Source organism: Streptomyces erythrochromogenes, assembly GCF_036170895.1.
GTDB lineage: Bacteria > Actinomycetota > Actinomycetes > Streptomycetales > Streptomycetaceae > Streptomyces > Streptomyces erythrochromogenes.
Map to the genome: position 1 here is coordinate 4,762,365 of NZ_CP108036.1, position 22,842 is coordinate 4,785,206.

The following is a 22,842-nucleotide window of genomic DNA, read 5'->3' on the forward strand; positions in this document are numbered from 1 at the left end:
CGCCGCTCAGCGGGTGGCGGTGACGCCGCCCAGGAACGCGGTCCAGACACCGGGGGTGACGGCCAGCTCGGGGCCGGCCGTCACCTTCGAGTCCCGGACGTGCACGGCATCGGGGCAGGCGGCGACCTCGACGCAGTCGTCGCCGTCACCGCTGCTGTACGTGGACTTGTGCCAGGAGAGGGCGACCTCGACGCAGTCGTCGCCCTGGCTTCCGCTGAAGCTGCTCTTGAACCACCGCAACTCGGAGCTGTTCACAGGGAGCCTCGCATTCGCATCAACAGGCCAGCGCTGTCCGCCGGATTGAGGGCCTGGATGCGAAGTTTGGCATACCGCTGGTGGAGGAGGCTGATGTCTTTCGGGTCGGAGATGACCTGGCCCGTCTGCTGGCCCTCGGTGTAGCCCAGCCACTCGTGTTCATCGGTTTCCAGGAGGCGGAAGGGGCCGTCGGTGCCCGCGTGCACCGGCTGGACCAGCGGCATGATCTGGACGTCCACGTTGGGCAGGTCCCCGCACTCCAGGAGCCGGTCGACCAGCTCCCGCGTGACCTGCGGCCCGCCCGTCCGCCGTTCGATCAGCGCCTGCTCGATGACGAAGCTGAAGAGGGCGTAGGGGGCGCGGTGGAGCAGGTTCTGCCGTTCCAGCCGCACGGCGACACGGGCCTCGGCCTCCTCCGGGGTGGCCAGCGGCGGGACGTTGTCGATGAGGGCGCGGGCGTACGACTCCGGCTGGAGCAGGCCCGGCACGGACCGGCACTCGTACGTATTGAGGGTGACGGCCACCTCCTCCAGCTCCGCCCACCGCCGGAACCACGTGGCCAGGCCGCGCCGCCGCGTCAGCTGCCGGGCCGCGATGTCGATCACGCCGAAGGTGTCCAGGACCGCCTCGGTCTTGGTCACGAACTTCTGCGACGGGTGGCGGCGGCCCTGCTCGACCGAGCCGACGTACTGGACCGAGTACCCGATCAGCGGCGCCAGTTGCTCCTGGGTCAGGCCGGCGCGTTTGCGGGAGGCCTTGACGGTCTCGCCGAAGCTGCGCAGGTTGTCGTCCGGCTCGACCTGGCCGTCACCGCTGCCGTCGGTACTCACCATGGCGGTCACCTCCCCGACAGGCAGATTCACGCACCGTGACCGCGCCTGTCCAGGGAGTGGACTCGTACAGTTGGTTTGTACGAGTCCGGGTGGTGTTGAACGAGCCTGGTCGGACGGGATGTTGGCGCCCATGACCGACCCTTCCGGCCGCGCCCGGACCCTCGTACGCGTGTTCACTCAGCGTTTCACCAGCACCTGCCGCGGAGCCCGGCTGGCCCGACAGCTGGCCCTCGTCGAACTGCACGACTGGGGCTTCCCCGAATCCACCGCCTTCTCCGCCGATGCCGGGCTCCTCGTGGCCGAACTCGCCGCCAACGCCGTCCGGCACGGCCGCGTCCCCGGGCGGGACTTCGAGCTGAAGCTGACGCTCCTGGAGGAACTCCTGCGCATCGAGGTCTCCGACGCCCGCCGCGACCGCCGCCCGGCCGTCCAGCCGCACGCCTACCAGGCGGAGTCCGGCTACGGCCTGCGCATCGTGGACGCCGTCGCCGCCGACTGGGGCGTCACGGAACGCATCGTCGGCAAGACGGTCTGGGCCGAGCTGACCCGCCGGGCGGGCCCTGTCAGCGGCACCGGCTACCTTCCCCTCTGAAGGATCGGGCGGGCACGAGCGGGCGGTGGCACATGGGGCGGGAACCGGGGACGGTCGTCGAGGTGGGGTACGCGCAGGGCTGGGACCTGACGGCCCGCGCACCCTGGCGGCCGATCTCCGCCGAGGAGGCGCGGGAGCGGGACGCGGCCGGGCTCCCGTACGTCGCGGAGTACCGGATACCGGGCCGGGAGGCTCCTGTGGAGGTCCGGCTCGTCTCCTGGCCGGACCACCACGTAGGCCTCTGGGTCTACGACGAGCAGGGCCGCCGCACCCATCAGGCGGACTACAGGCTCCTGGACGGGGACCGGCTGTTGACCCGGATCACGCGCATCTGGCGGTACGGCGGGCCCGAGGTGGCCGAGTTCGACGCGGAGGCCCCCCGGGTCACCTACACCCTGCACCCCGACACCAGGGGCATCGTGTCGCACGAACCGCGCGGCTCGAAGGGATCGAGGCGGGACACCCTGGCCGACGTGCCCGACGAGGAGAAGTGGCGGGACCGGCCCGCCTTCGAGGACTGGCCCGTGATCTCCGCGCAGGTGCAGGGGCTGGCGGAGCCCGTCACCCTCCGGGCGGCCGCCACCGTCGCCGATCGGGACGCCGAAGACGCGCCCGCCGGCCTGTGGCGGGCGCCGCGGCCCGGCACGGCCGGGCCGATGGACGCGCTGTTCCGGCCCGGGACACGGATGACCACGCCGCAACACCCCGACATGACGGTCGTAAGGCCCCGGCGGATGGGAACCCTGAACGTGCCGAGCGGGCTGCTGGCCATCGACTGCCCCCTGGACGCGAGAGGGCCGCGTCTCACCGTCGCCGTGCCGCCGGGGGAGCACGTGCTGGAAGAGGGACAGATCGCCTTCGGGTACCACTGCATGTACGACGACCGCTGGGTGGACACGACGGAGCCGACGGCGGTACGGCTACGCGTGAGTGAGGAGCCCGCCGTGTCCTGGGAGATGGCGTTGGCGCCCGAGGACGACGTCCGGCTGCTGGAGGACGGGCACGTGTACGGCTTCGGCACGGACGGTGCGACGGGTGCCTTCGCCGACGCCGGGGCATGGGTGCCCCTCCAGGAACGCGTCCATCAGGTGGTGGACCACAACGAGCAGGACGACGAGGACTTCACCGGCTCCATGTTCCTGCTGCGAACCCGCGAGCCGGGATCCGGAGCGGAGCTGGTGGCCTTCGCCGTGTGCTCGGACGGGTGCCACCCCGTCTGGGTGGGGCGGTCGGCCGACGGGGACGTGGTCGGTGTGGTGGTGGTCGTGGACGAGATGCCCGATCTCGCGGACGCTTCCTGAGTTCCGCCCTTCGCGCCCCCGGCCTCAGTGGCCCCGGGACACCTCGCCCTCGGCCTCGTCGGCCAAGGCGTTCAGCCAGGCGTCCTCGGTCTCGTCCGCGAGGCGACGGAGACGCTGGTATTCGTCGATGTCGATCACGACGGCCTCTTGCTTGCCGCGGCGCGTGATGATCGTGGGCACTCCCTCGCGGCGGGCGCGGTCTATGGCGTCGGCCAGGTGGCTGCGCACTTCTGCCATGGATTGGACGACCGGCTCACTCGTGCCACCAAATGTGCCAGATGTACACAAAGCGCGCCGCTCGGGTGGTCAGAGGTACTGGGCGAAGCCGTCCAGGGTGCGCAGGATCTCCGGCTCGGAGGCCGAGGGGAGTTGGAGGACGACCTCCTCGATGCCGAGGTCGGCGTAGTGGGCGAGCTTGCCCGGGTTGGGGGTCACGGCGTACGGGACCACCTGGAGGGACTTCGGGTCGCGGCCGGCGGTCTCCCAGACCTGGCGCAGCACCGGGAGGGACTCGGTCAGGCCGCCGCCGCCGATCGGAAGCCAGCCGTCGGCGTGGTCGGCGATCGCGGCGAAGAGCTTCGGGCCGGCCGCGCCGCCGATCAGGGTGCGGGGGCCGTGCAGGGGGGAGCCGGGGCCGAGTTCGCGCGGGGCCTGGGCCGGCTTCGGGTGGGCGCTGCTCGCCTGGACGGAGCAGTACTGGCCCACGTACGCCGTCGGCTCGGGCGCCCACAGGGCGCGCATCAGGGCCATCCGGTCGCGGACCAGGTCGCGGCGCGTGCGCCACTCGACGCCGTGGTCGGCGGCCTCCTCGACGTTCCAGCCGTAGCCGATGCCCAGGGTGAAACGGCCGCCGGAGAGGTGGTCGAGGGTCGCGACCTGCTTCGCGAGGCCGATCGGGTCGTGCTGGGCGACCAGGGTGATGCCGGTGCCCAGGTGCAGCCGTTCGGTGACCGCGGCGGCCTGGCCGAGGGCGACGAAGGGGTCGAGGGTGCGCCCGTACATCTCGGGGAGTTCGCCGCCCATGGGGGCGGGGGTCTCACGGGCGACCGGGATGTGGGTGTGCTCGGGGAGGTAGAGGCCCGAGAAGCCGCGTTCCTCCAGGCTGCGGGCGAGACGGACGGGGGAGACGGTGCGGTCGGTGAGGAAGATGGTCGTGGCGATCCGCATGTGTGCTGGCACCTCCGGCAGCCGGGACGTGGGAACGCCACGGTACGGGCTGCGCCCGCGATTGTTGAGGGGGCGTCAGGCCGATCGGGCGCGGTGGGTGGCCGGTCAGCCGCGGGGGTAGCGGGCCAGCCAGCCGGGGGAGGCGGCCGAGGGGCTGTGGAGGGTCGGGCCCTGGGTCATCTCCAGGGCGAAGTCGTCGCACAGTTCCAGGAGCGTGGCGCGGCCTTCGAGCTCCGCGAGCCATGCGGGCGGCAGGGCCGTCTCGCCGTGGAGGGCGCCGAGGAGGGCCCCGCACAGGGCGCCGGCGGCCACGGAGTCGCCGCCGTGGTTGACGGCGAGGCGCAGGCCGTGGGCGACGTCCTCGGCGACCAGGGCGCAGTAGACGGCGACGGCGAGGGCGTCCGAGGCGTCGGGCGTGGCGTCGGGAGTCGCGTCGGGCGCGGTCTTGCCGGGGGAGAGGGCATCGACGGCTTCGTGGCCGGGCGCGCCCCGGGTGACGGCCGACACGGCGCGCTGGAGGGCGTCGGTGACGGGCTGGTGGCGGCCGGGGCGGGCGCCCAGCAGCCCCAGGGTGCGCTGGACGGCGGCGTCGAGGGAGTCGCCGCGGATCAGGCCGTGGACGATGACGGCGAGGGCCCCGGCCGAGAGGTGGGCGGTGGGATGGCCGTGGCTCTGGGCGGCGCACTCGACGGTGAGCTGGAGGACGAGGGCGGGCTCCCAGCCGACCAGCAGCCCGAAGGGCGCCGAACGGGCGGCGGCGGCCGCGCCGCGGGCGGCCGGGTTCTTGGGCTGGTCGAGAGTGGCGAGGACGTCGTCGCCGAAGCCGGTCAGGCAGGCGCGGTCGGGGTCGCGGCGGGCGTAGAGCCATTCCTCCTGCGCGAGCCAGCCGTTGTCCTTGCGGCGCTCGTCGGGGCCCCAGTCGTGCTGGGTCGCTGCCCAGCGGCGGTACGCGCGGTGCACGTCGGTGGGCGGGTGCCAGGCGCCGGTGTCCCGGCGTACGTGGGCCCGTATCAGCCCGTCCACGGTGAAGAGGGTGAGCTGGGTGGCTGCGGTGACCCGGCCGCGGCGGCCGTCGGTGACGGCGGGGGCCGGGGCGGTCAGGCCGTCGGGGCCGTGGGCGGCGCGGATGGCGTCGAGGGTGAGGCCGGCGAGGGGCGCGCCGAGGGCGTCGCCGAGGGCCGCGCCGAGGAGGGTGCCGCGGATCCGGCTGCGGAAGTCCTGCTGCTCGATCCGCCCCCAGAGCCCGGTGACGATCCCCCGCCCCAACGTCCTGCCTCCGGCGGGGTCGGCGGTGGTGGGGGCTTGGCCTGCGGCCGGGCCGGGAGCGTTCGTGCCGCCTGCCGGGGTGGCCGGGCCGCCGACCTGGCCTTGGCCTCCGGCCGGGTCGGCGGTGGTTGGGGCCTGGCCTGCGGCCGGGCCGGGAGCGTTCGTGCCGCCTGCCGGGGTGGCCGGGCCGCCGACCTGCCCCTGGCCTCCGGCCGGGTTGGCGGTGCTGTGCGTGGCCGCCGCGCGGGTGTCGTCCGCCGGGCCCGGGCCCGGGCCCGCTGCCCCGGCGGCCGGGCCGGGAACGGTCGTACCGCCCGCCGGGGCGGGGGTGGCGGGGGTGAACCCCGGGGGGAGGGGGTTCGGAAGGACCGGGCTCGCGCCCGCGCGCGTGCGGGCGCCGCCGGTCGTGCCGTTGTCGTCGTCCGTACCGATCACGTCGTCCACCCCCGGCACCGCGCCCCCCGCTGACCTGTAACCGCCGCGCATGCGAAATCCGCACTGTAGTGGACACGTTCGATCGAAACCGGAAGCGGTACGCCAAGAGGTCCGTAAGTGACCAGAGATCGGCCGGAATCCGAACAGTTCAGGCCGCGGCCTGGCCAATGGCACGTTTTGCCACTTGCCTTCGAGGCGGCCGTTTTCGGCCACACCGCGTTCATTCGACGTTCTCCGCGGCCGCCCAGCCTCGACCGCATGAAGAAGGCCCTCCTCGCCGCGACCGTCGTCGCCTCCGCGCTCACCGCCGCCCTGATCACGGCCCCCGCCGCCAACGCCGGCGGCCGCTCCGCCATCCCCTTCACCGAAGCCGCCGTCACCGCCGGAGCCGACGGCTCCTTCACCCTGGAGTGGAAGGCCCCGGGCACCAGGCGGGTCGAGGTCAAGGCGAACGGCAGGGTGGTCGCCAAGGGCGGGGCCCAGGGCCGGGCCGTGGTCACGGGCCTGCCCGCCGCCGACCGCCAGTGGTTCGACTTCAAGCCGCAGCACGGCCAGGGCCTGCGCCTGGCCGACCGCCTGGTCAAGCTGGACGGCACCGCCAACTTCCGCGACGCCGGCGGCTACCGCACCAGCACCGGCCAGTGGGTCAGGATGGGCGAGGTATACCGCTCCGACGCCCTCGACAAGCTCACCCCGAACGACCTCGCCAAGCTCCAGCGCCTGCACGTCAGAACCGTCTTCGACCTGCGCATGGAGGACGAGCGCACCAAGGACGCCGACAAGGTCCCCGCCGGCGCCGCCTACGTCGTCGCCGACGTCTTCGCGGGCTCCGGCTCCTTCCGGACCATGCCCCGCACCCCCGACGAGGCCGTCAAGGCCATGGTCGACGCCGAAAGGGCGATGGTCTCCGGCGCCGGCGGCAAGAAGGCGTACACGCAGGTCCTTGAAGGCATCGAGCGCGACCGCGCCCGCTCCGTCCTCTTCCACTGCACCGCCGGCAAGGACCGCACCGGCTGGGCGGGCGCCGCCCTGCTGACCGCCCTCGGCGTGCCCCGCCAGACCGTCGAGGCCGACTACCTGGCCAGCAACGACTACCGCAGGGCCGCCAACGACGCGATCCTCTCGCACCTGCCCGCCCAGCAGGCCGCCGTCTACAAGCCGCTGCTCGACGTGCGCCCCGAGTACCTGAACGCCGGCTACGACGAGGTCAGGGCCACGTACGGCTCCTTCGACCGCTACCTCAAGGACGGGCTCGGCATCGACGCCCGCGAGCTGAAGCAGCTCAAGAAGGACCTCCTGGTCGGCTGACCGGCTGACCGGCGGCGGGGGAGGGGGCCCGGGCCGCGGACCCCCTCCGCTCCGCTCAGTCCAGTACGGGCAGCAGCTCCGGCAGGTGGCCGTCCGAGGCGAGGGCCGCCCGCTGCCGCTCCTCGGGCACCTCCCCGTACAGCGTCGTACGGGGCTTCGCGGGCCGTCCCGCCGCCTCCGCGACCGCCACCAGGTCCTGGACCGACTTGTACGAGCCGTAACTCGACCCGGCCATACGGGAGATGGTCTCCTCCATCAGCGTCCCGCCGAGATCGTTCGCCCCGGAGCGGAGCATCTCGGCCGCGCCCTCGGTCCCCAGCTTCACCCAACTCGTCTGGATGTTGGGGATGTGCGGGTGCAGCAGGATCCGGGCCATCGCCGTCACCGCGCGGTTGTCGCGGACCGTGGGGCCGGGCCGGGAGATGCCCGCCAGGTACACGGGGGCGTTGGTGTGGATGAACGGGAGCGTCACGAACTCCGTGAAACCACCGGTCTGCTGTTGGATGCGGGCCAGCGTGCGGAAGTGGCCGAGCCAGTGCCGGGGCTGGTCCACGTGCCCGTACATCATCGTGGACGAGGAGCGGATCCCCAGCTCGTGCGCCGTGGTGACGACGTCGATCCAGTCCGCGGTCGGCAGCTTGCCCTTCGTCAGGACCCAGCGGACCTCGTCGTCCAGGATCTCCGCCGCCGTCCCCGGGATCGAGTCCAGGCCGGCCTCCTTGGCCGCCGTCAGCCAGTCCCGTACGGACATGCCCGTGCGGGTCGCGCCGTTGACGACCTCCATCGGCGAGAAGGCGTGCACGTGCATGCCCGGCACCCGCTGCTTGACGGCCCGCGCGATGTCGAAGTACGCCGTCCCCGGCAGGTCGGGGTGGATGCCGCCCTGCATGCACACCTCGACCGCGCCGACGTCCCACGCCTGGGCGGCCCGGTCGGCGACCTGGTCGAGGGAGAGGGTGTAGGCGTCGGCGTCGGTGCGGCGCTGCGCGAAGGCGCAGAAACGGCAGCCGGTGTAGCAGACGTTGGTGAAGTTGATGTTCCGCGTGACGATGTAGGTGACGTCGTCGCCCACCACCGACCGGCGCAGGTCGTCGGCGATCCGGCACAGGGCGTCGAGGGCCGGCCCGTCCGCGTGCAGCAGCGCGAGCGCCTGCGCGTCGGTCAGTTTCGTCGGGTCGTCGGCGGCCTGCGCCAGGGCGGCGCGCACGTCGGTGTCGATGCGCTCGGGGACCATGCCGGGTGCGGCCGCCTCGCGCAGCGCGTCCCAGTCGCCGTATACGTGGTCGAAGTCCTCGCGCCGGTCGGCGGTGCGGCCCTCGGTGTCGATGGCGGTGTGGAGGTCGGTGCGTCCGTACGCGGTGAAGCCCTCGTCGGGCTCCTGCCACGGCCGGCCCTCGACGACGGCCCGCTCGTCGGCCAGGCCGGTCTCCGCGTCGGCCAGCGCCCGTACGTGCGGCAGCAGCCTCGGGTCCAGCCAGGGTTCGCCGCGCTGCAGGAACTCCGGGTAGATGGTGAGGCGTTCGCGCAGCTCGAAGCCGGCGGCCGCGGTCCGGGCGGCCAGCTCCTCGATGTGCGGCCAGGGGCGCTCGGGGTTGACGTGGTCGGGGGTCAGCGGGGACACGCCGCCCCAGTCGTCGATGCCCGCGCCGATGAGCAGGGCGTACTCGGCGTCCACCAGGTTCGGCGGGGCCTGGATCCGCGCGCTCGGGCCCAGGATGTGGCGGGCGACGGCGATCGCGGCGGCCAGCTCCTCCAGCTCCGCGTCCGGCATGCCGCGCATGGCGGTGTCCGGCTTGGCGCGGAAGTTCTGGACGATGACCTCCTGGATGCCGTGGTAGCTGCGCTGGATGCGGCGCAGCTCGAAGAAGGCGTCGGCCCTCTCCTCGTAGGACTCGCCGATGCCGATCAGGACGCCGGTGGTGAAGGGCACGTTGGAGCGCCCCGCGTCCTCCAGCACGCGCAGCCGTACGGCCGGTTCCTTGTCGGGGGAGCCGTGGTGGGGGCCGCCGGGCTCGGACCACAGACGGGTCGCGGTGGTCTCCAGCATCATGCCCATGGACGGGGCGACGGGCTTGAGGCGCTGCAGTTCGGACCACGACATGACGCCCGGGTTGAGGTGAGGCAGCAGCCCCGTCTCCTCCAGGACCCGGATCGCCATGGCGCGGACGTAGGCGAGGGTGTCGTCGTAGCCGTGCGCGTCGAGCCACTCGCGGGCCTCGGGCCAGCGGTCCTCGGGGCGGTCGCCGAGGGTGAAGAGGGCCTCCTTGCAGCCCATCGCCGCACCCTGGCGGGCGATGTCGAGGACCTCGTCGGGGGAGAGGTACATCCCGTGGCCGCTCCTGCGGAGCTTGCCGGGGACGGTGACGAAGGTGCAGTAGTGGCACTTGTCACGGCAGAGGCGGGTGAGGGGGATGAAGACCTTGCGCGAGTACGTGATGACACCGGGCCGCCCGGCGGCGGCGAGCCCGGCGTCCCTGACGCGAGCGGCGGAGGCGGCGAGGTCCCGGAGGGCCTCGCCGCGCGCCTGGAGGAGCACGGCCGCCTCGGCCGCGTCGAGCGCGACGCCGTCTCGGGCCCGCCGCAGCGCGCGGCGCATCGCGTTTTCGGTCGGAGCCTCACTCGGAGTGGTCATGGGGCGAGCATACGATCCGACGTCCCGGCGGTGGAGCGGGTCATCTCATCAGCTCACCGGCGTTGACCAGCAGTGATTGGCCGGTAATCGCCCGGGCGCGGTCGGAGGCGAGGAACACGGCGGCGTCGGCGACGTCCCCGTCGGTGGCGAGGTCGGGCAGTGCCATGCGCCGGGTGAGGCGGGCGTGCACCTCTGCCTCGGGGACGTTCTCGGTGTGGGCCGTGAAGGTGACGAAGGCCTGAACGGGCGGGCCCCACATCCAGCCGGGCAGCACGGTGTTGACGCGTATCCGGTGCGGGCCGAGCTCGCGGGCCATGGAGTACATGGCGGAGGTCAGCGCCCCCTTGGAGGCGGCGTAGGCGGCCTGCTGCACCTCGTTGGGCGCGGCGACGGCGGACTGCGTCCCGATGATGACCACGGATCCGCCCCGCTCCTTGAGGGCGGGCAGGCAGGCACGGGTCATGCGCAGGGTGCCCAGCAGATTGACGTCGATGATCTGCTGCCAGGTCCCGAAGTCGGCGTCCTCCAGCCCGCCGAAGTAGGAGTCCCAGGCGGCGACGTGCACGACGGCGTCGACGCCGCCGAACCGCTCCACGGCCAGGGCGGCGAGGGCCTCGCACTGCGCCTCGTCGCCGATGTCGGTCGGCCGGTGGGCGGTGTGGGTGCCGTCGGGGTCGATCTCGGCGGCGGACTTGGCGAGATTCGCCTCGGTCCGCGCCCCGAGCACGGCGTTCCCGCCGTCCCGCACGACGGCGGCGGCCACCTGATGCCCGAGCCCGGCCCCGACGCCGGAGACGATGACGGTCTTCCCTCGCAACAGCACGACGTACCTCCAGGCGGAAGCAACCACATCTGACGGTGCGTCAGGCTAGGGGTCCGCCGCCCCCATGGGAAGGGCCGCGCACGAGCCCCGGCCTCTCGGTCCTCCCGCGGGCGGCGTCGGGCCACGGCGTGGCGGACCCTCCGGTTCCGGTCCGGCCGGGCAAGGCAGCGTCCGGTCGGCCCGAGCCTGCCCGCACCCAGCCCTTCAGGGTCATGGCGGCCGCGCCCCGACGGCTTGCAGCGGCGGGCGTCGGGGCCTCGTGTGCGCTACCCGCAGTGCGGACGGAATCGTCATTGAGTCATGCCGCTCGGGGTGCTGCCGCCTCGATTGCTTCGAGGATCAGGTTCATGTCCTCCGAAGCCATCGTGCACAGATCCTGTTCCCTCGTCAGCGTGCCTTCGGCCTTGCTGAAGTCTCCTCCGTTATTCCTGGTCTCATGGGCAAGGAGGGAAGGCAGGATGAGCCAGTTCCTTGCGACCTTGAACTCCCAATCGATGCGCAGAGCGGTTTCGTGCACGACGGCTTCGAAGACGGATTGGAGTTCGTCGTGCGGCTCGGCGAAGCGCCATCCGAGATGTGCGATCTGTACGTACCCGAACTGAGGATGTCGTTCGAGAGGGGAGCGGAACCAGGCGAGGGGTGCAAAGCGACTGAGGGCGGCCCTGGCGCGAGGGCCGCGTGGCATCTTCTCTTCCGCCTCCTGTTGGGTCACTGGCGCCACGTCCTCATGAAGTGGGGTTTGCTGAGGTCGTAGGTTCCGTCTAGTCGGATCACTCTTGTACCCGGATTCTGGGATCGGAGGGCTCTTTCGTAGTCGCCGAGAGGAACTGGGTCCAAAGAGAGCGTGGGGTCGTATGCGTAGCGTCCGTCGGTATAGACCCGGGTGCATCGCGAACTTCTCACGGAACGCCTCGGCGGCCTGCCCCTTCCACCGGTCGGAGTCGAGGGACTTCATGCCCTGGCCGACCCGCTCGAAGGCGGCCTGGAAGTCCGTGAGGTGCTTGGCCGATGCCCGGATGGCTGCCGGCCTGCCGTGGACCAGCTCGTCGGCCTGCTCGCTCTCGCCGAGCTCGTGTTCCCGTACCGTGGCGCCGAGACCGGACGCGAGGTTGTCCCCGAAGTCCTCGACGGTGTCCGCCCAGCCGGGCGCGCCGACACGTTCGAGCGCGCCGCCGAGGTCGTCGGAGGCCGTGTTCACGCCGTGGCCGATGACCTTCTTCTCGGTGGCGTGCGGATTGCCCAGCGCCGCGTTCGCCACGACCTTGAAACTCCCTTGGATGTACTGGTCCTGTTCGTGGATCACACCCGCGGACAGGCCCACGTTCGCGGCGAAGGCGTTCCTCTGCTGCACCAGCGAACGCACTCCCCAGCCACCGACCCGAGCTCCTTCAGTTCCGCCAGGCTGTCCGTGATGCCCTTCGCGATCAGCCCCAGTGCCTGCTTCGAGACATCGAGGTCCGCCCCGTCCCCGCTCATGCTTCCGCCTCCCCGTCGAGCGCCGCTGCATCCGGCACGATCCCGCGCATCGGCGGGAACAGCATTCCGTCCGGCCCCGCCGCGTTCCATGCGACCCCGCACGGGAAGTCGAGGGCCGGTACCACGTCGTCGAGCAGGCGTGCACCGACGACCCGGCGGTACGTCCATTCCCGGTGGCCCTCGCCACGTGCGACGCCGAACCGCGCGAGTGCCGCCTCGTCGGAGAAGGCGCAGATCCAGTCCAGGCCGCCGAGTTCGGCCGTCCAGAGGCCTTCCCGGTCGTCCAGCGGTACGAGAACGAGTCGGCTGCGGAATTCGGTTAGCCGCTCCACGACGGCTTCCCGCGCTTCCGTCGAAGCGTCGGCTTCGGTGGCTGGTTCGCCGGCCGTCTCGTCCGACGGCACCGGAAGCCCGCGCCGCTGGACGGCATCGGCGCGCAGCCGACCCCACTCCTCGTCGAATCCCACCCCGAGAACTCCCCCCGCCGCACCGTCACCCGGCCTCTGCCGAGCTGATGTCCCACCATGCGGCCCAATCGAACGTACCTTTGCACGCGGGGCTGGGGGCGGCCAACTTTACTGTTCAGTAGCGCACATATCGCGCCAGGCGTAGCGATTTCATGTGCTGATGGCGGCCTCAGGTCGTGGTTGCAGAAGCAATGTGTGTGGGTCGGGGTGTCCGCGTCGACGGTCGGGGGTGTTCGGGGGATGATCGGATGGGAACGCATCCCGGCGGGGACGAGCCGCCGCGTCGGGACCCGGTCGGAGGACGTGAGGACCATGTCGCTCTCGCACCCCGCCGGCGCGCCGCCGCGCGCCCGGCTGTTCGCACTGCTGGCGCTGCTCTGCGCGCTGGGCGCGGTGGTGGTGCTGGTGGCGTCCGGCGAGGGCGGCGGGCTGATCGTCGTCGTGGTCGGGATGGCCGGCGCGGCGCTCACCGCCGTGGGCACGTGGTGGGTCGTCGCCCACCGCGGGCCGGTCCGGCTGGCCGGGGCCGTGCTGGCCGTGGCCGCGCCGGTGGCCATCCTCGTCATCTACGCCCGCGCCGACTTGTGGCCCACGGCGCTGGCCGCCATCGTGCTGTGGGCGGCCGCCGTGGTGTGCGCGCGGACGGCGCTGCGCGCGGCGCGGCCGTCCGCCGGCATGCGGGCGGTCGCCGCCGACCGCCCCCGGCACCCCGTGCTGATCATGAACCCGAAGTCCGGTGGCGGGAAGGTCGGCCGCTTCGGCCTCGTCGAGAAGGGGGAGGCGCTCGGAGCCCGGGTGGTGCTGCTGGACACGGAGGTCGTCACGGACGTCGCCGCCATCGCCCGCAGGGCGGTCGCCGAGGGGGCGGACCTGCTCGGGGTGGCCGGCGGCGACGGCACCCAGGCCCGGGTGGCCGAGGTGGCGGCCGAGCACGGCCTGCCGTTCCTGGTGATCTCCGCGGGTACCAGGAACCACTTCGCCATGGACCTCGGCCTGGACCGCGAGGACCCGGCCCGGTGCCTGGACGCCCTGGCGGACGGCGAGGAGCTCAGGATCGACCTGGGCTTCGTGGGCGGCCGCGCCTTCGTGAACACGGCCTCCTTCGGCGTCTACGCGGAGGTCGTGCAGCGCCCGGAGTACCGGGACGCCAAGGCGGACTCGGCGCTGGACGCACTGCCCGACCTGCTGCTCGGCTACGCCGGCCACACCCTCGAAGCGGCGGCCGACGGGACGCGTCTGGAGGCCCAGCAGGCACTGTTGATCAGCAACAACCCCTACTCGTCCCCCGAACCGATGGCCGTGGGCGCCCGCCGGGCCCGCCTCGACCTCGGCGTGCTGGGCGTCGTCGGGATCCGGGTGAACAATGCCGCCCAGGCCGCCGACGTCGCCCTGCGGGGCGCGCGGGCGACCGGCCTGCACGTCCTGACCTCCCGGCAGGTCGTCATCGCATCGGAGGCGGAGGACATCCCGGTCGCCGTGGACGGGGAGGCCCTGACGCTGCCCACGCCCGTCACCTGCTCCATCCGCCCCGGCGCCCTGCGCGTACTGGTGCCGAGGGAACGCCCCGGCGCCCCGGTGGCCGGTCCGCCCATGGAGTGGCGCGACGTCCTCGCGCTGGCCTTCAACCGGCTGCGGTGACGGCGGGGGCGCGATTCCCCCGGGATGCCCGGCCTCCGGTGCGGCGTCACAATGAGTCTTACCCGGTGTACCGGGCGGGCCCGGTGCCCCCCGCTGTTCCCGCTGGTCGTGCGCGGATAGGAGACAGCCGTGAAGGACCTCAAGTTCGAGCAGAAGAGTTCCCTCTCACGCCTTGAGGCCGCCGATCAGCTCGCTGCGCTCGCGGAGGCGCTGCGGCACGGCGGCAACGCCGAACTGGAACTCGGCCCCGGGACGATGAGCCTGCGGGTCCCCGACGAACTCAGCACCGAGATCGAGGTCGAGGTCGGCGACGGGCAGATCGAGATGGAGATCGAGCTCAAGTGGCCCACCACGTCCACGCGGTCCGGAGCCCAGTCATAGTGGCCCCGGACGGCCCCGGGAAGATCCCGGAGACGGCCGCGGAGCGCGAGCCCGAGCTCGACCCGGAGGCCGCTGCTGCGGCGGCCGCCGCAGCAGCCGCGGAAGCAGCCGCCGAGCCGGACTCGCATGAGGCCCGCGGCGACTACACCGGCGCCGTCTACGGCTCGCTGCTCGCCGCCTCCGTCATCGTCGGCGCCGGAACCCTCGGCTCGTTCCCGCGGCTGCAGCTCATCGTGCTGCTGCTGGGCACCGGCGTCGTCTTCTGGGCCGCGCACGTCTTCGCCCGCCTCTTCGGGGCCCGCCTCCTCGTGGGCCGGCTGAGCTGGAGTGTGATCCGCCGCGTCTCCCGCCAGGAGCGCCCCATCATCGAGGCGGCCGTCCCGCCCGCCGCCGCGGCGGCCATCACCCCGCTCTTCGACCTGGGGCCGCAGGGCATCGCGTGGCTGGCGCTCCTGGTCGCCCTGGCCGGGCAGGTCGGCTGGGCGACCGTGGCCGCCAAACGCGCCGGCGCCTCCCGCCGCCTGATGGTGGTCGCCGGCGCCATCAACCTCCTCCTCGGGCTGCTCATCGTGCTGCTCAAGGTCGGGCTCCAGCACTGAGGCCCCGCGGCGTCGCGCCGTACTCCGCCAGGGCCGCCCCGAGGCGGCCGACCCCCTCGGCGATCTCCCGCGGGGTGTGCGTCGTGAAGGACAGGCGCAGCGTGCGCGGGTCCGGGGCGCCCGTGTGGAAGGGGGCTCCCGGGACGAAGGCGACGCCGTGCGCCACGGCCGTCCTCAGCAGGGCCGTCGCGTCGTGGTCCTCCGGGAGCCGGGCCCACACGAACATCCCGCCCTCGGGCCGGTTCCAGGCGCAGCCCGGCGGAAGGGTCCGGCCCAGGGCGCCCAGCAGGGCGTCGCGCCGCTCGCGGTACGCGGCGCGCACGGTGCCTATGTGCGCGTCCAGGTCCACCGTCGCCAGGTAGTGCGCCGCGGCCAGCTGGTCCACCGTGGAGGTGTGCAGGTCCGCCGCCTGCTTCGCGACCGCCGCGGCCCGCAGGAGCGCCGCCGGTGCGCGGAGCCAGCCCAGGCGCAGCCCGGGAGCCATGGTCTTCGAGAAGCTGCCGAGCAGGGCCGTACGGTCCTCCGCGCCCGGGTGGGCGGCGAGCCACGGGACGTCCCGGCCCTCGTAGCGCAGGTCCCCGTACGGGTCGTCCTCCACCAGCCACAGGCCGAGCCGGGCCGCGATCTCCGCGACCGCGGCCCGGCGGGATGCCGGCAGGGTGCGGCCCGTCGGGTTCTGGAAGGTCGGGATCGTGTAGAGCAGCTTCGGCCGCTCCCGCGCGACGAGTTCCGCGAGCGCGTCCGGCAGGATGCCCTCCTCGTCGCAGGGCACGGGCACCACCCGCGCCCCCGCCAGCCCGAAGCACTGGAGTGCGGCGAGGTAGGTGGGGTTCTCGGCCAGCACCACGTCGCCCGGCTCGATCAGGGCGGCGGTGACGAGGGTGAGGGCCTGCTGGGAGCCGGAGGTGACGACCACGTCGTCCGCGCCGGTCGCAAGCCCGCGCGCCGTCGCCCGCGCCGCTACGGCCGCGCGGAGCTCCGGCGCGCCCTCGGTGGTCGAGTACTGGAGCGCGCGGCGCGCCGAGAGCGCGAAGGCGGCGTCGTACGCGGCGCGCAGGCCCTCGGTGTCGAAGAGTTCGGGCGCGGGGAGGCCGCCGGCGAAGGAGACGATCCCGGGCCGCTGGGTGAGCGCGAGGATCTCGCGTACGGGAGAGCCTTCGACCGAGGTGGCACGGGCGGCGAACGCGGGCGGTGCGACGGCGGCGGCTACGGCAGTGGTGGTGGCGGCGGCGGTGGCGGTGGCGGCAGCGACAGCGGGCACGGGAGCTCCTCGGGGAGACGGGTGCGCGCATCGTAGCGACAGAAACTTGTAGACGGCATGTATGTATCAGGAGGTGGACGCCGGACGCTCGGCCGCCCTCGACCCCGCCCGCCCCCTCCCGATCTGACGCCACATCAGCTAGACCGTTCCCATGACGACAGGAGAGCAGGACCCGCAGCAGGACACCCGCGTCGACGACTACGCCGCGCTGGCGGCGGTCGGCCCCTACGGCGTCCGCCCCGGCCATGCGCTGATCACCATGGTGGAGCCGCACCCGGGCCACGAGTACGCGTACAACCGCTGGTACGAGGACGACCACTACTACGCGGGCGCCATGGCCATGCCGTGGATGTACGCGGGCCGCCGCTGGGTGGCGACCCGCGAGCTCCAGGAGCTGCGCTACCCCGAGAAGTCGGCCGTCGCCCAGCCGGTCACCGCCGGCTGCTACATATCGACGTACTGGGTCACCGCGGGCCGCTACGACGAGCACATGAAGTGGACGGTCGGCATCAACAAGCGGCTGAACCGCGACGGTCGCGTCTACCAGGACCGGACCCACGTCTTCACGGCCTTCCAGGACCACGCGGCCACCGTCTACCGTGACGGCGCCGCCGGCCCGCGGGACTACCACGCGCTCGACCACCCGTACGCGGGGCTGGTGGTGCAGGTGGTCGACGCCGACGGCCCGGAGCAGCGGGCCGAGTTGCTGGAGTGGCTGCGCTCGCGCGCCCTGCCGAGGCGGCTGCACGGCTCCCCGGCGGCGATGGTGACCGTCTTCCGGCCGACGCCGCTGCCCGGTGACCGGATGACGTACGTCAAGCAGGTGGAGGGGGTCGACACGCGCCTCACGCTGCTGTGGTTCCTGGAGGAGGACCCCCGGACCTGCTGGGACCGCTTCCAGGGGCTGGACGCGGAGGTCTCGGAGGCGGGCCTGGGGCGGGTGGAGCTCGTGGCCCCGTTCATCCCGACGGTGCCGGGGACGGACCGGTACGTCGATCAGTTGCGCTGACGCGGGCATGGCCGAGCCCCCTCGGCCAAGACGGCGGACCGGTCGAGAGGGCTCCAGGCGCTGGTGACGGGATGGTCGGGACGCGTCGTGATCTTCAGACGAGGCGTCCCAGCCGGCCTTCGGTGACGTCGGTGACGAAGGAGGTCCACGAGCCGGGCGCGAAGGTGAGGGACGGGCCGTCCTGCACCTTCGAGTCGCGTACGGCGATCGCCTCCATGACGGGGGACTTGACCTCGACGCAGGCGCCGTTGGCGGAGTAGGAGGACTTGACCCAGTTGTCGGTGGCGCCCTGGCGAATAGCCATGTTTCTCTCCGGTGAGCGAGTAGTTCGGGTGTCTTGTCGGCCATTTCCGGCTGACCTGATCGACGCTACCGGCAGCTCCTGACGGGTGAAGGAAGCATTCACCCGACCGAGTGGCATATTCCATTCAAGCCTTCTGTGGCCGGGGAGTGACGGTGTACGGTGCCGCCCCCTCGCCCGCCAACCCCCTGAGTCACAGGACTATTCACCCTTGTCGGCATATTCGTTGATGATCTGCGAGATGAACTCCCGTGTCTTGTCGACCCCGAGGGCCTGGGCGCGCAGGTGCTCGTACATCACGCTGTACTTCTGGACGTCGTTGGCCTTCTCCAGGTACAGGTCGCTGGTGACGCCCTCGATGTAGACGACCGTCGAGTCGGACGCGTCCGGGAACTCCAGGATCGCGTACTGGCCGTTCACGCCGGGGTGCGCGCCCAGCTCGAAGGGCATCACCTGCACGGTGACGTGCGGCTGTTCCGACTGCTCTATCAAGTACTCGAGCTGCCGGATCATCAGTCGGTTGTCGCCCACGTGCCGGCGCAGCGCCGCCTCGTCGATGACCGCCCACAGGCGCAGCGGGCCGAGGTCAGGGTTGTTGTTCTCCGTCTCGGAGAGCCGCTTCTGGCGGTGCATGCGGACCTGGACGCGCTTGTCCACGTCGGCAGGGGCGGTCTCCGGCCACGCGCCGCGGACGAGGGCCTGCGCGTACTCGGTGGTCTGGAGCAGGCCCGGGATCACCAGGGGTTCGTACGTGCGCAGGCTGGCGGCGTCGGTCTCCAGCCCGATGTACACGCTGTACGGGATGTCGCCGAAGGCGTGCCACCAGCCCTGCTGGCGGGAGTCCTTCGCCATCTGCATGAGGGAGTCGATGAGCCGGCGGTCCTCGACCTCGTACACGTCGCACAGGTCGCGGACGTCGCGCTGGCTGATGGAACGGCGGCCGTTCTCCAGCCGGCTGATCTTCGACTGGGAGACGAGGAGGCGTTCGGCGACCTGTTCGGCCGTCATGCCCTTGTCCTCGCGGAGCTTGCGCAGCTCCATTCCAAGTCGGCGGCGTCGGACGGTGGGATTGACATTGGACGCCACGTGAACGGCACCTCCGCCTTCTTCTGTCGTGCAGCTGTCTCTCTGCGTGTCTGATGTTCAGCAGACTGCCACCGAAGCGGGCGGCGCCGCTGGGGAACGGCAGGGAAAACACAGACGCGCGGGGTGGCGGAGCCGGCGGACCGGCCCCGCCACCCCGCGCGCTGGCGGCTTCCGGGCCGGATCCTCGCGGATGCCGGTCCCGGTGGTGGCGTCGCTCTGCGGTGCGGTGGTGGAGCTGTGCAGCGATGCGGTGGTGGAGCTGTCGAACTGGGGACCCGGGAACTGTCCGGGCCTCACCGGGGGTGGATCAGTGCGCGGGCACGCGTGCCATCGCACCCGTGCGGCGCGGCTGCATCGGGACGCCGCCCGCCGTGGGCCGGGCCTGCGGTGCCGGCGCGCGGTCCCGGCGTGGCTGTGCGGCCACACCGTTCTGGACGTCCATCACGGCGTGCGCCACGAGTCCGCCCATCGGGTCGTGCCTGATCAGGTCCCGCAGTCGGGACCTGGACGAGCGCCCCTCGTTGCCGGGGTACAGGTGCTTGCCGAGTCCGACCGCGTGGGCCAGCGCGGCGAGCGCCGCGGTCCGCGGGTCCGGCGGTACGCCGGTGCGGATCGCACTGTCGAGCCGGGCTCGGATCTCCCGGCTGATCTCCGTGTCCGTCGCCTGGTAGCGAGTCGTCGGCAACACTCCGCACATCTGTCCCGCGACGGCGTGAACCATGCCGCAGCGCTCCAGGTGCGCGAGGTAAATCTGACGAAGCCCCAGCCGGGGTCCGCCGATCCAGTGGACGGCCCGTACCGGGCTGCCGCGCCTGCGCAGCAGTTCCAGTGCGGAGTCCAGAGTCGGATCTCCTGTCGGCCGTGGCATCACCACGGCGATACGATCCCCATCAGGGGCTATCCGTCCTGCCAGAGCCAGCTCCACTAGCTGTGCCCCGGCCAGGCCGAGGTCGAGCGACTGCGGCTGCGCCGTGGTACCCGTGGCCGGGTCCAAGGCGAGCAGCAGAAGCTCCTCCGGAATTGTTCTGCGGCTCCTGCCCATCCATGCCTCCCCGCGTGGATGAGTGACAGGGTGACGCCTCTCACATTCATCTGTCGAGAGCGCGTGGCCGCTTTGTGGGGGAACCCGCAGCTATGTCGTTCTCGTCTGGCACGGGGGCGATGCTCCCGAGACGGGACACTGTTAGACATTCGGACAGCCGAACGTGGCGGCGATGAGGAGGAGCGGTGGCGGGCGAGTCCCCCGACAAGTCGGTAGATGAAGAAACGCCGGGGGCGGCGGAGTCGTCCGCGGAGCGCGACCCGAGGCTGTCGGTGTTCCGGCCGAGGGAATCCGAGGACGGTGCCGGCGTCGCCCGTGCGGGCGAAAGCGGTGCCGAGGCCGAGGCGGGTGCCGATGCGGGTGCCGGGTCCGGCGGGCGGGATGCGCTGCGCGAGGCCGTGGCGGCCTGGGTCGCCACGACGGCGGAGGAGTCGGGTGCTGCCGATGCCGCGGCGCGCGAAGCCGACGAGGACTCGGCCCCCGAGGCCGATTCCGATTCCGCTTCCGCTTCGGCCTCCGGTTCGGCTCCGGCCGAGGAGGCGAAGCCTGCCGCTGCCGTTGCCGCCGACCCGAAGCCCGAGCCGGCGGACAGCGGCCGCACGGCTGTGTTCCGTGCCGTGAAGCCGGGCTCCGCCGGGGCTGCCGGTGGGGACAAGGCTTCCGTGGATGCCGAGGGGGGTCCGGCCGCGTCCGGTTCCGCTTCCGGCGAGCAGAAGCCTGCCGTGGCGAAGCCGTCGAAGCCGTCGGCTCCGGTGGACGAGTCGGGGGACAGTGGCCGTACGGCCGTGTTCCGTGCCGTGAAGCCGGGCTCTGCCGGCGGGGCTGCGTCCGGTTCCGGTGCGGCGAAGCCGGGCTCTGCCGGGGCTGCCGGTGGGGACAAGGCGTCCGTGGATGCCGAGGGGGGTCCGGCCGCGTCCGGTTCCGCTTCCGGCGAGCAGAAGCCTGCCGTGGCGAAGCCGTCGAAGCCGTCGGCTCCGGTGGACGAGTCGGGGGACAGTGAGCGTACGGCTGTGTTCCGTGCTGTGAAGCCGGGCTCTGCCGGGGCCGCCGGTGGGGGCAAGCCGTCTGCGGCGAAGCCGGTGGCTGCGAAGCCGTCGGCTCCGGTCGACGAGCCCGCGGACAGCGAGCGCACGGCCGTGTTCCGTGCCGTGAAGCCCGGTGCTGCGAAGCCCGAGGCGGCGAAGCCGTCGGCTCCGGCCGGCGGGGCCGGGGACAGTGAGCGCACCGCCGTGTTCCGGGTGCCGAAGGTGGACGCGCTGAAGCCCGACGCCGGGCAGAAGTCGAAGCCCGGCGCCGTGAAGCCGGGCTCCGCTTCGCCTTCCGCTTCCGCCCAGGCGCCGGCCCCGGCCGAGGACGGCGAGCGCACCGCCGTCTTCCGCGCCCCGAAGCCGGAGGCGCCTGCCCCCGAGGCCCCCGAGGCCCCCAAGGCCCCCAAGGCCAGCACCTTCGTGCCGCTGCGCACCGACGGCGACGGCACGACGGAGGCGAAGCCGAAGCCCCCGGTCCCGCCGACCCCCTCGGTCTCGGCCGCCGCTTCGACCGCCACCGAGCGCCTGGACCGCAGCGACCGGAGCGAGCGGACCACCCAGCAGCCGCTGCCGCCCAAGCCGCCGCTCGACATGCTGGCGGACCTCACGAACAACCCGCCCCCGCCGCCGAGCCCGCTGCGCACCGCCGTCCGCCGGTTCAAGATCTACGCGCCGCTCGTCGTGCTCCTGGGGATCATCCTGGCCGTCGTGCAGCTGGTCCGCCCGCTGCCCGAGCCGAAGCTCGTGATGACCGCGAAGTCCTCGTACACCTTCGAGGGCGCGATGCCGCAGCTGCCCTGGCCCAGCGAGGGGCAGGCCTACATGGCGGCCGCCGGCCTCGGCACGCTCGGCCAGTCCGGCGAGCAGAAGCCGGTGCCGATCGCGAGCGTCACCAAGTCGATGACGGCCTACATCATCCTGCGCGACCACCCCATAAAGAAGGGTGAGCAGGGCGCGATGATCGACGTCGACAAGACGGCCGAGACCGAGGGCAAGAAGAACGACTCCGTCAACAACGAGTCCACCCTCGACACGGTGAAGGAGGGCGACAAGATCTCCGAGTACGACGCGATCGCCGCCCTCATGATCCCGTCGGCCAACAACATCGCGCGGCTGCTCGCGCGCTGGGACGCCGGTTCCCAGGAGGCGTTCGTCAAGAAGATGAACGACACCGCCAAGGAACTCGGCATGACCAACACCACGTACACCGACCCCTCGGGTCTGGACGCGACCACGGTCAGCACCGCCGAGGACCAGGTCAAGCTGGGCCTGAAGCTGGTCGAGATCGAGACCCTGCTCGACATCACCAAGAAGCCGAACTGGGTCGACCCGTCGGGCAAGAGCTGGCGCAACTGGAACGGCCTGACCGGACCCAGCGGCGCGCTCGGCATCAAGACCGGTACGACGACGAAGGCGGGCGGAAACCTCCTCTTCGCCGCGCAGAAGAAGATCGGCAACACCAACCAGCTGATCGTCGGAGCCGTCCTCGGCCAGCACAAGCCGTCCATCATCGACACCGTGCTCGCCGCGAGCAAGCAGCTGATGGTCGGCACCCAGAAGGCCCTCGACGGCGCGACCGTCGTGAAGAAGGGCGATGTCGTGGGCTACGTCGACGACGGACTGGGCGGCCGGACTCCGGTCGTCGCCACCGCCGACGTGCAGGCGATCGGGTGGGCGTCCCTGACCGTGACCGTGAAGCTCGCGGACGGCGGCGGCGCGATGCCGCAGACCGCGACGGCCGGCACCGAGGTCGGCGTGCTGACCGTCGGCGAGGGCGCCAGCCAGGTCAAGGTGCCGGTGGCGCTGAAGAGCGACCTGGCCTCGCCGGGCATCGGCAGCAAGCTGACGCGCATCGGCTGACCGCCGTCCGCTGCCGTCCGCTGCCGTCCGCAGCCCTCTGAGGTCCTCTGAGGCCGTCTGAGGCCGTTCGCGGACGGGCGCG

General features: G+C 72.4%; 21 protein-coding genes. 8 read left to right on the top strand and 13 right to left on the bottom strand.

The window, feature by feature from the left end; genetic code table 11:
• Positions 1 to 6 precede the first annotated feature (6 nt).
• Together OHA91_RS21750 and OHA91_RS21755 are read right to left on the bottom strand one after the other, a co-directional pair.
• Positions 7 to 255, bottom strand: a complete 249-nt coding sequence (locus OHA91_RS21750; RefSeq protein WP_031150507.1) for a DUF397 domain-containing protein — start codon at positions 253 to 255, stop codon at positions 7 to 9.
• A complete protein-coding gene (locus OHA91_RS21755) occupies positions 252 to 1,088 on the bottom strand; it encodes a helix-turn-helix domain-containing protein (protein WP_328739795.1) in 837 nt (278 codons plus the stop codon). The genes OHA91_RS21750 and OHA91_RS21755 overlap by 4 nt, the downstream gene beginning before the upstream one ends.
• Positions 1,089 to 1,218: 130 nt before the next feature.
• Between OHA91_RS21755 and OHA91_RS21760 the strand changes: the two genes are divergently transcribed.
• Both OHA91_RS21760 and OHA91_RS21765 read left to right on the top strand, forming a co-directional pair.
• Positions 1,219 to 1,680 (top strand): ATP-binding protein, encoded by a 462-nt coding sequence (locus tag OHA91_RS21760; RefSeq protein ID WP_266500438.1) that lies wholly within the window; start codon positions 1,219 to 1,221, stop codon positions 1,678 to 1,680.
• Between the two features lie 32 nt (positions 1,681 to 1,712).
• Complete coding sequence (locus tag OHA91_RS21765; RefSeq protein WP_266500441.1) at positions 1,713 to 2,981, top strand: DUF4241 domain-containing protein; 1,269 nt, start codon at positions 1,713 to 1,715, stop codon at positions 2,979 to 2,981.
• Positions 2,982 to 3,005: 24 nt separating this feature from the next.
• Here the strand turns inward: OHA91_RS21765 and OHA91_RS21770 are convergent, their stop codons facing one another.
• From OHA91_RS21770 to OHA91_RS21780, 3 genes are all read right to left on the bottom strand, one after another.
• Entirely contained in the window at positions 3,006 to 3,218 is a 213-nt protein-coding gene (locus OHA91_RS21770) for a type II toxin-antitoxin system Phd/YefM family antitoxin (RefSeq protein WP_051893128.1), read from the bottom strand.
• Between the two features lie 69 nt (positions 3,219 to 3,287).
• Positions 3,288 to 4,148, bottom strand: a complete 861-nt coding sequence (locus tag OHA91_RS21775; RefSeq protein WP_266500443.1) for a TIGR03619 family F420-dependent LLM class oxidoreductase — start codon at positions 4,146 to 4,148, stop codon at positions 3,288 to 3,290.
• A 105-nt stretch (positions 4,149 to 4,253) separates the two neighbouring features.
• Entirely contained in the window at positions 4,254 to 5,402 is a 1,149-nt protein-coding gene (locus tag OHA91_RS21780) for an ADP-ribosylglycohydrolase family protein (RefSeq protein WP_408059245.1), read from the bottom strand.
• 705 nt (positions 5,403 to 6,107) lie between these two features.
• On the opposite strand from OHA91_RS21780, the gene OHA91_RS21785 reads away from it, so the two are divergent.
• Positions 6,108 to 7,157 (top strand): tyrosine-protein phosphatase, encoded by a 1,050-nt coding sequence (locus tag OHA91_RS21785; RefSeq protein ID WP_328739796.1) that lies wholly within the window; start codon positions 6,108 to 6,110, stop codon positions 7,155 to 7,157.
• Between the two features lie 55 nt (positions 7,158 to 7,212).
• Here OHA91_RS21785 and OHA91_RS21790 read toward each other — a convergent pair whose 3' ends face one another.
• The 4 genes from OHA91_RS21790 to OHA91_RS21805 all read right to left on the bottom strand — a co-directional run bounded on the left by OHA91_RS21790 (position 7,213) and on the right by OHA91_RS21805 (position 12,555).
• Positions 7,213 to 9,789, bottom strand: coding sequence for a bifunctional FO biosynthesis protein CofGH (locus tag OHA91_RS21790; RefSeq protein WP_031150523.1), 2,577 nt, complete (start codon positions 9,787 to 9,789; stop codon positions 7,213 to 7,215).
• Between the two features lie 40 nt (positions 9,790 to 9,829).
• On the bottom strand, positions 9,830 to 10,612 hold the full coding sequence (locus tag OHA91_RS21795; RefSeq protein ID WP_031150525.1) for an SDR family oxidoreductase: 783 nt from the start codon (positions 10,610 to 10,612) through the stop codon (positions 9,830 to 9,832).
• A 298-nt stretch (positions 10,613 to 10,910) separates the two neighbouring features.
• Positions 10,911 to 11,963 carry a putative T7SS-secreted protein gene (locus OHA91_RS21800; protein ID WP_328739797.1) on the bottom strand — a complete coding sequence of 351 codons (1,053 nt, stop codon included), beginning with the start codon at positions 11,961 to 11,963 and terminating at the stop codon, positions 10,911 to 10,913.
• A 121-nt stretch (positions 11,964 to 12,084) separates the two neighbouring features.
• Positions 12,085 to 12,555: a hypothetical protein gene (locus OHA91_RS21805; RefSeq protein WP_328739798.1), complete on the bottom strand. Its 471-nt coding sequence runs from the start codon at positions 12,553 to 12,555 to the stop codon at positions 12,085 to 12,087.
• A gap of 312 nt (positions 12,556 to 12,867) precedes the next feature.
• Here OHA91_RS21805 and OHA91_RS21810 point away from each other — a divergent pair, with 312 nt between their 5' ends.
• The 3 genes from OHA91_RS21810 to OHA91_RS21820 all read left to right on the top strand — a co-directional run bounded on the left by OHA91_RS21810 (position 12,868) and on the right by OHA91_RS21820 (position 15,173).
• Positions 12,868 to 14,193 (top strand): diacylglycerol/lipid kinase family protein, encoded by a 1,326-nt coding sequence (locus OHA91_RS21810; RefSeq protein WP_328739799.1) that lies wholly within the window; start codon positions 12,868 to 12,870, stop codon positions 14,191 to 14,193.
• A gap of 129 nt (positions 14,194 to 14,322) precedes the next feature.
• Complete coding sequence (locus tag OHA91_RS21815) at positions 14,323 to 14,574, top strand: amphi-Trp domain-containing protein (RefSeq protein WP_078959267.1); 252 nt, start codon at positions 14,323 to 14,325, stop codon at positions 14,572 to 14,574.
• Positions 14,574 to 15,173 carry a hypothetical protein gene (locus tag OHA91_RS21820; protein WP_308289023.1) on the top strand — a complete coding sequence of 200 codons (600 nt, stop codon included), beginning with the start codon at positions 14,574 to 14,576 and terminating at the stop codon, positions 15,171 to 15,173. Before OHA91_RS21815 ends, OHA91_RS21820 begins: the two co-directional genes overlap by 1 nt.
• Here the strand turns inward: OHA91_RS21820 and OHA91_RS21825 are convergent.
• On the bottom strand, positions 15,151 to 16,434 hold the full coding sequence (locus OHA91_RS21825) for an aminotransferase-like domain-containing protein (RefSeq protein ID WP_328739800.1): 1,284 nt from the start codon (positions 16,432 to 16,434) through the stop codon (positions 15,151 to 15,153). The genes OHA91_RS21820 and OHA91_RS21825 overlap by 23 nt on opposite strands.
• Positions 16,435 to 16,585: 151 nt before the next feature.
• On the opposite strand from OHA91_RS21825, the gene OHA91_RS21830 reads away from it, so the two are divergent.
• Positions 16,586 to 17,443: a hypothetical protein gene (locus OHA91_RS21830; protein WP_031150541.1), complete on the top strand. Its 858-nt coding sequence runs from the start codon at positions 16,586 to 16,588 to the stop codon at positions 17,441 to 17,443.
• A 94-nt stretch (positions 17,444 to 17,537) separates the two neighbouring features.
• On the opposite strand, the gene OHA91_RS21835 is transcribed toward OHA91_RS21830, so the two are convergent.
• The 3 genes from OHA91_RS21835 to OHA91_RS21845 form a co-directional block, all read right to left on the bottom strand.
• Entirely contained in the window at positions 17,538 to 17,747 is a 210-nt protein-coding gene (locus OHA91_RS21835; RefSeq protein WP_031150543.1) for a DUF397 domain-containing protein, read from the bottom strand.
• 198 nt (positions 17,748 to 17,945) lie between these two features.
• Complete coding sequence (locus tag OHA91_RS21840; RefSeq protein ID WP_031150545.1) at positions 17,946 to 18,830, bottom strand: helix-turn-helix domain-containing protein; 885 nt, start codon at positions 18,828 to 18,830, stop codon at positions 17,946 to 17,948.
• A gap of 307 nt (positions 18,831 to 19,137) precedes the next feature.
• On the bottom strand, positions 19,138 to 19,872 hold the full coding sequence (locus OHA91_RS21845; protein WP_031150547.1) for a GOLPH3/VPS74 family protein: 735 nt from the start codon (positions 19,870 to 19,872) through the stop codon (positions 19,138 to 19,140).
• Between the two features lie 1,079 nt (positions 19,873 to 20,951).
• On the opposite strand from OHA91_RS21845, the gene OHA91_RS21850 reads away from it, so the two are divergent.
• Positions 20,952 to 22,760, top strand: coding sequence for a D-alanyl-D-alanine carboxypeptidase family protein (locus tag OHA91_RS21850; protein WP_328739802.1), 1,809 nt, complete (start codon positions 20,952 to 20,954; stop codon positions 22,758 to 22,760).
• Positions 22,761 to 22,842: the final 82 nt, after the last annotated feature.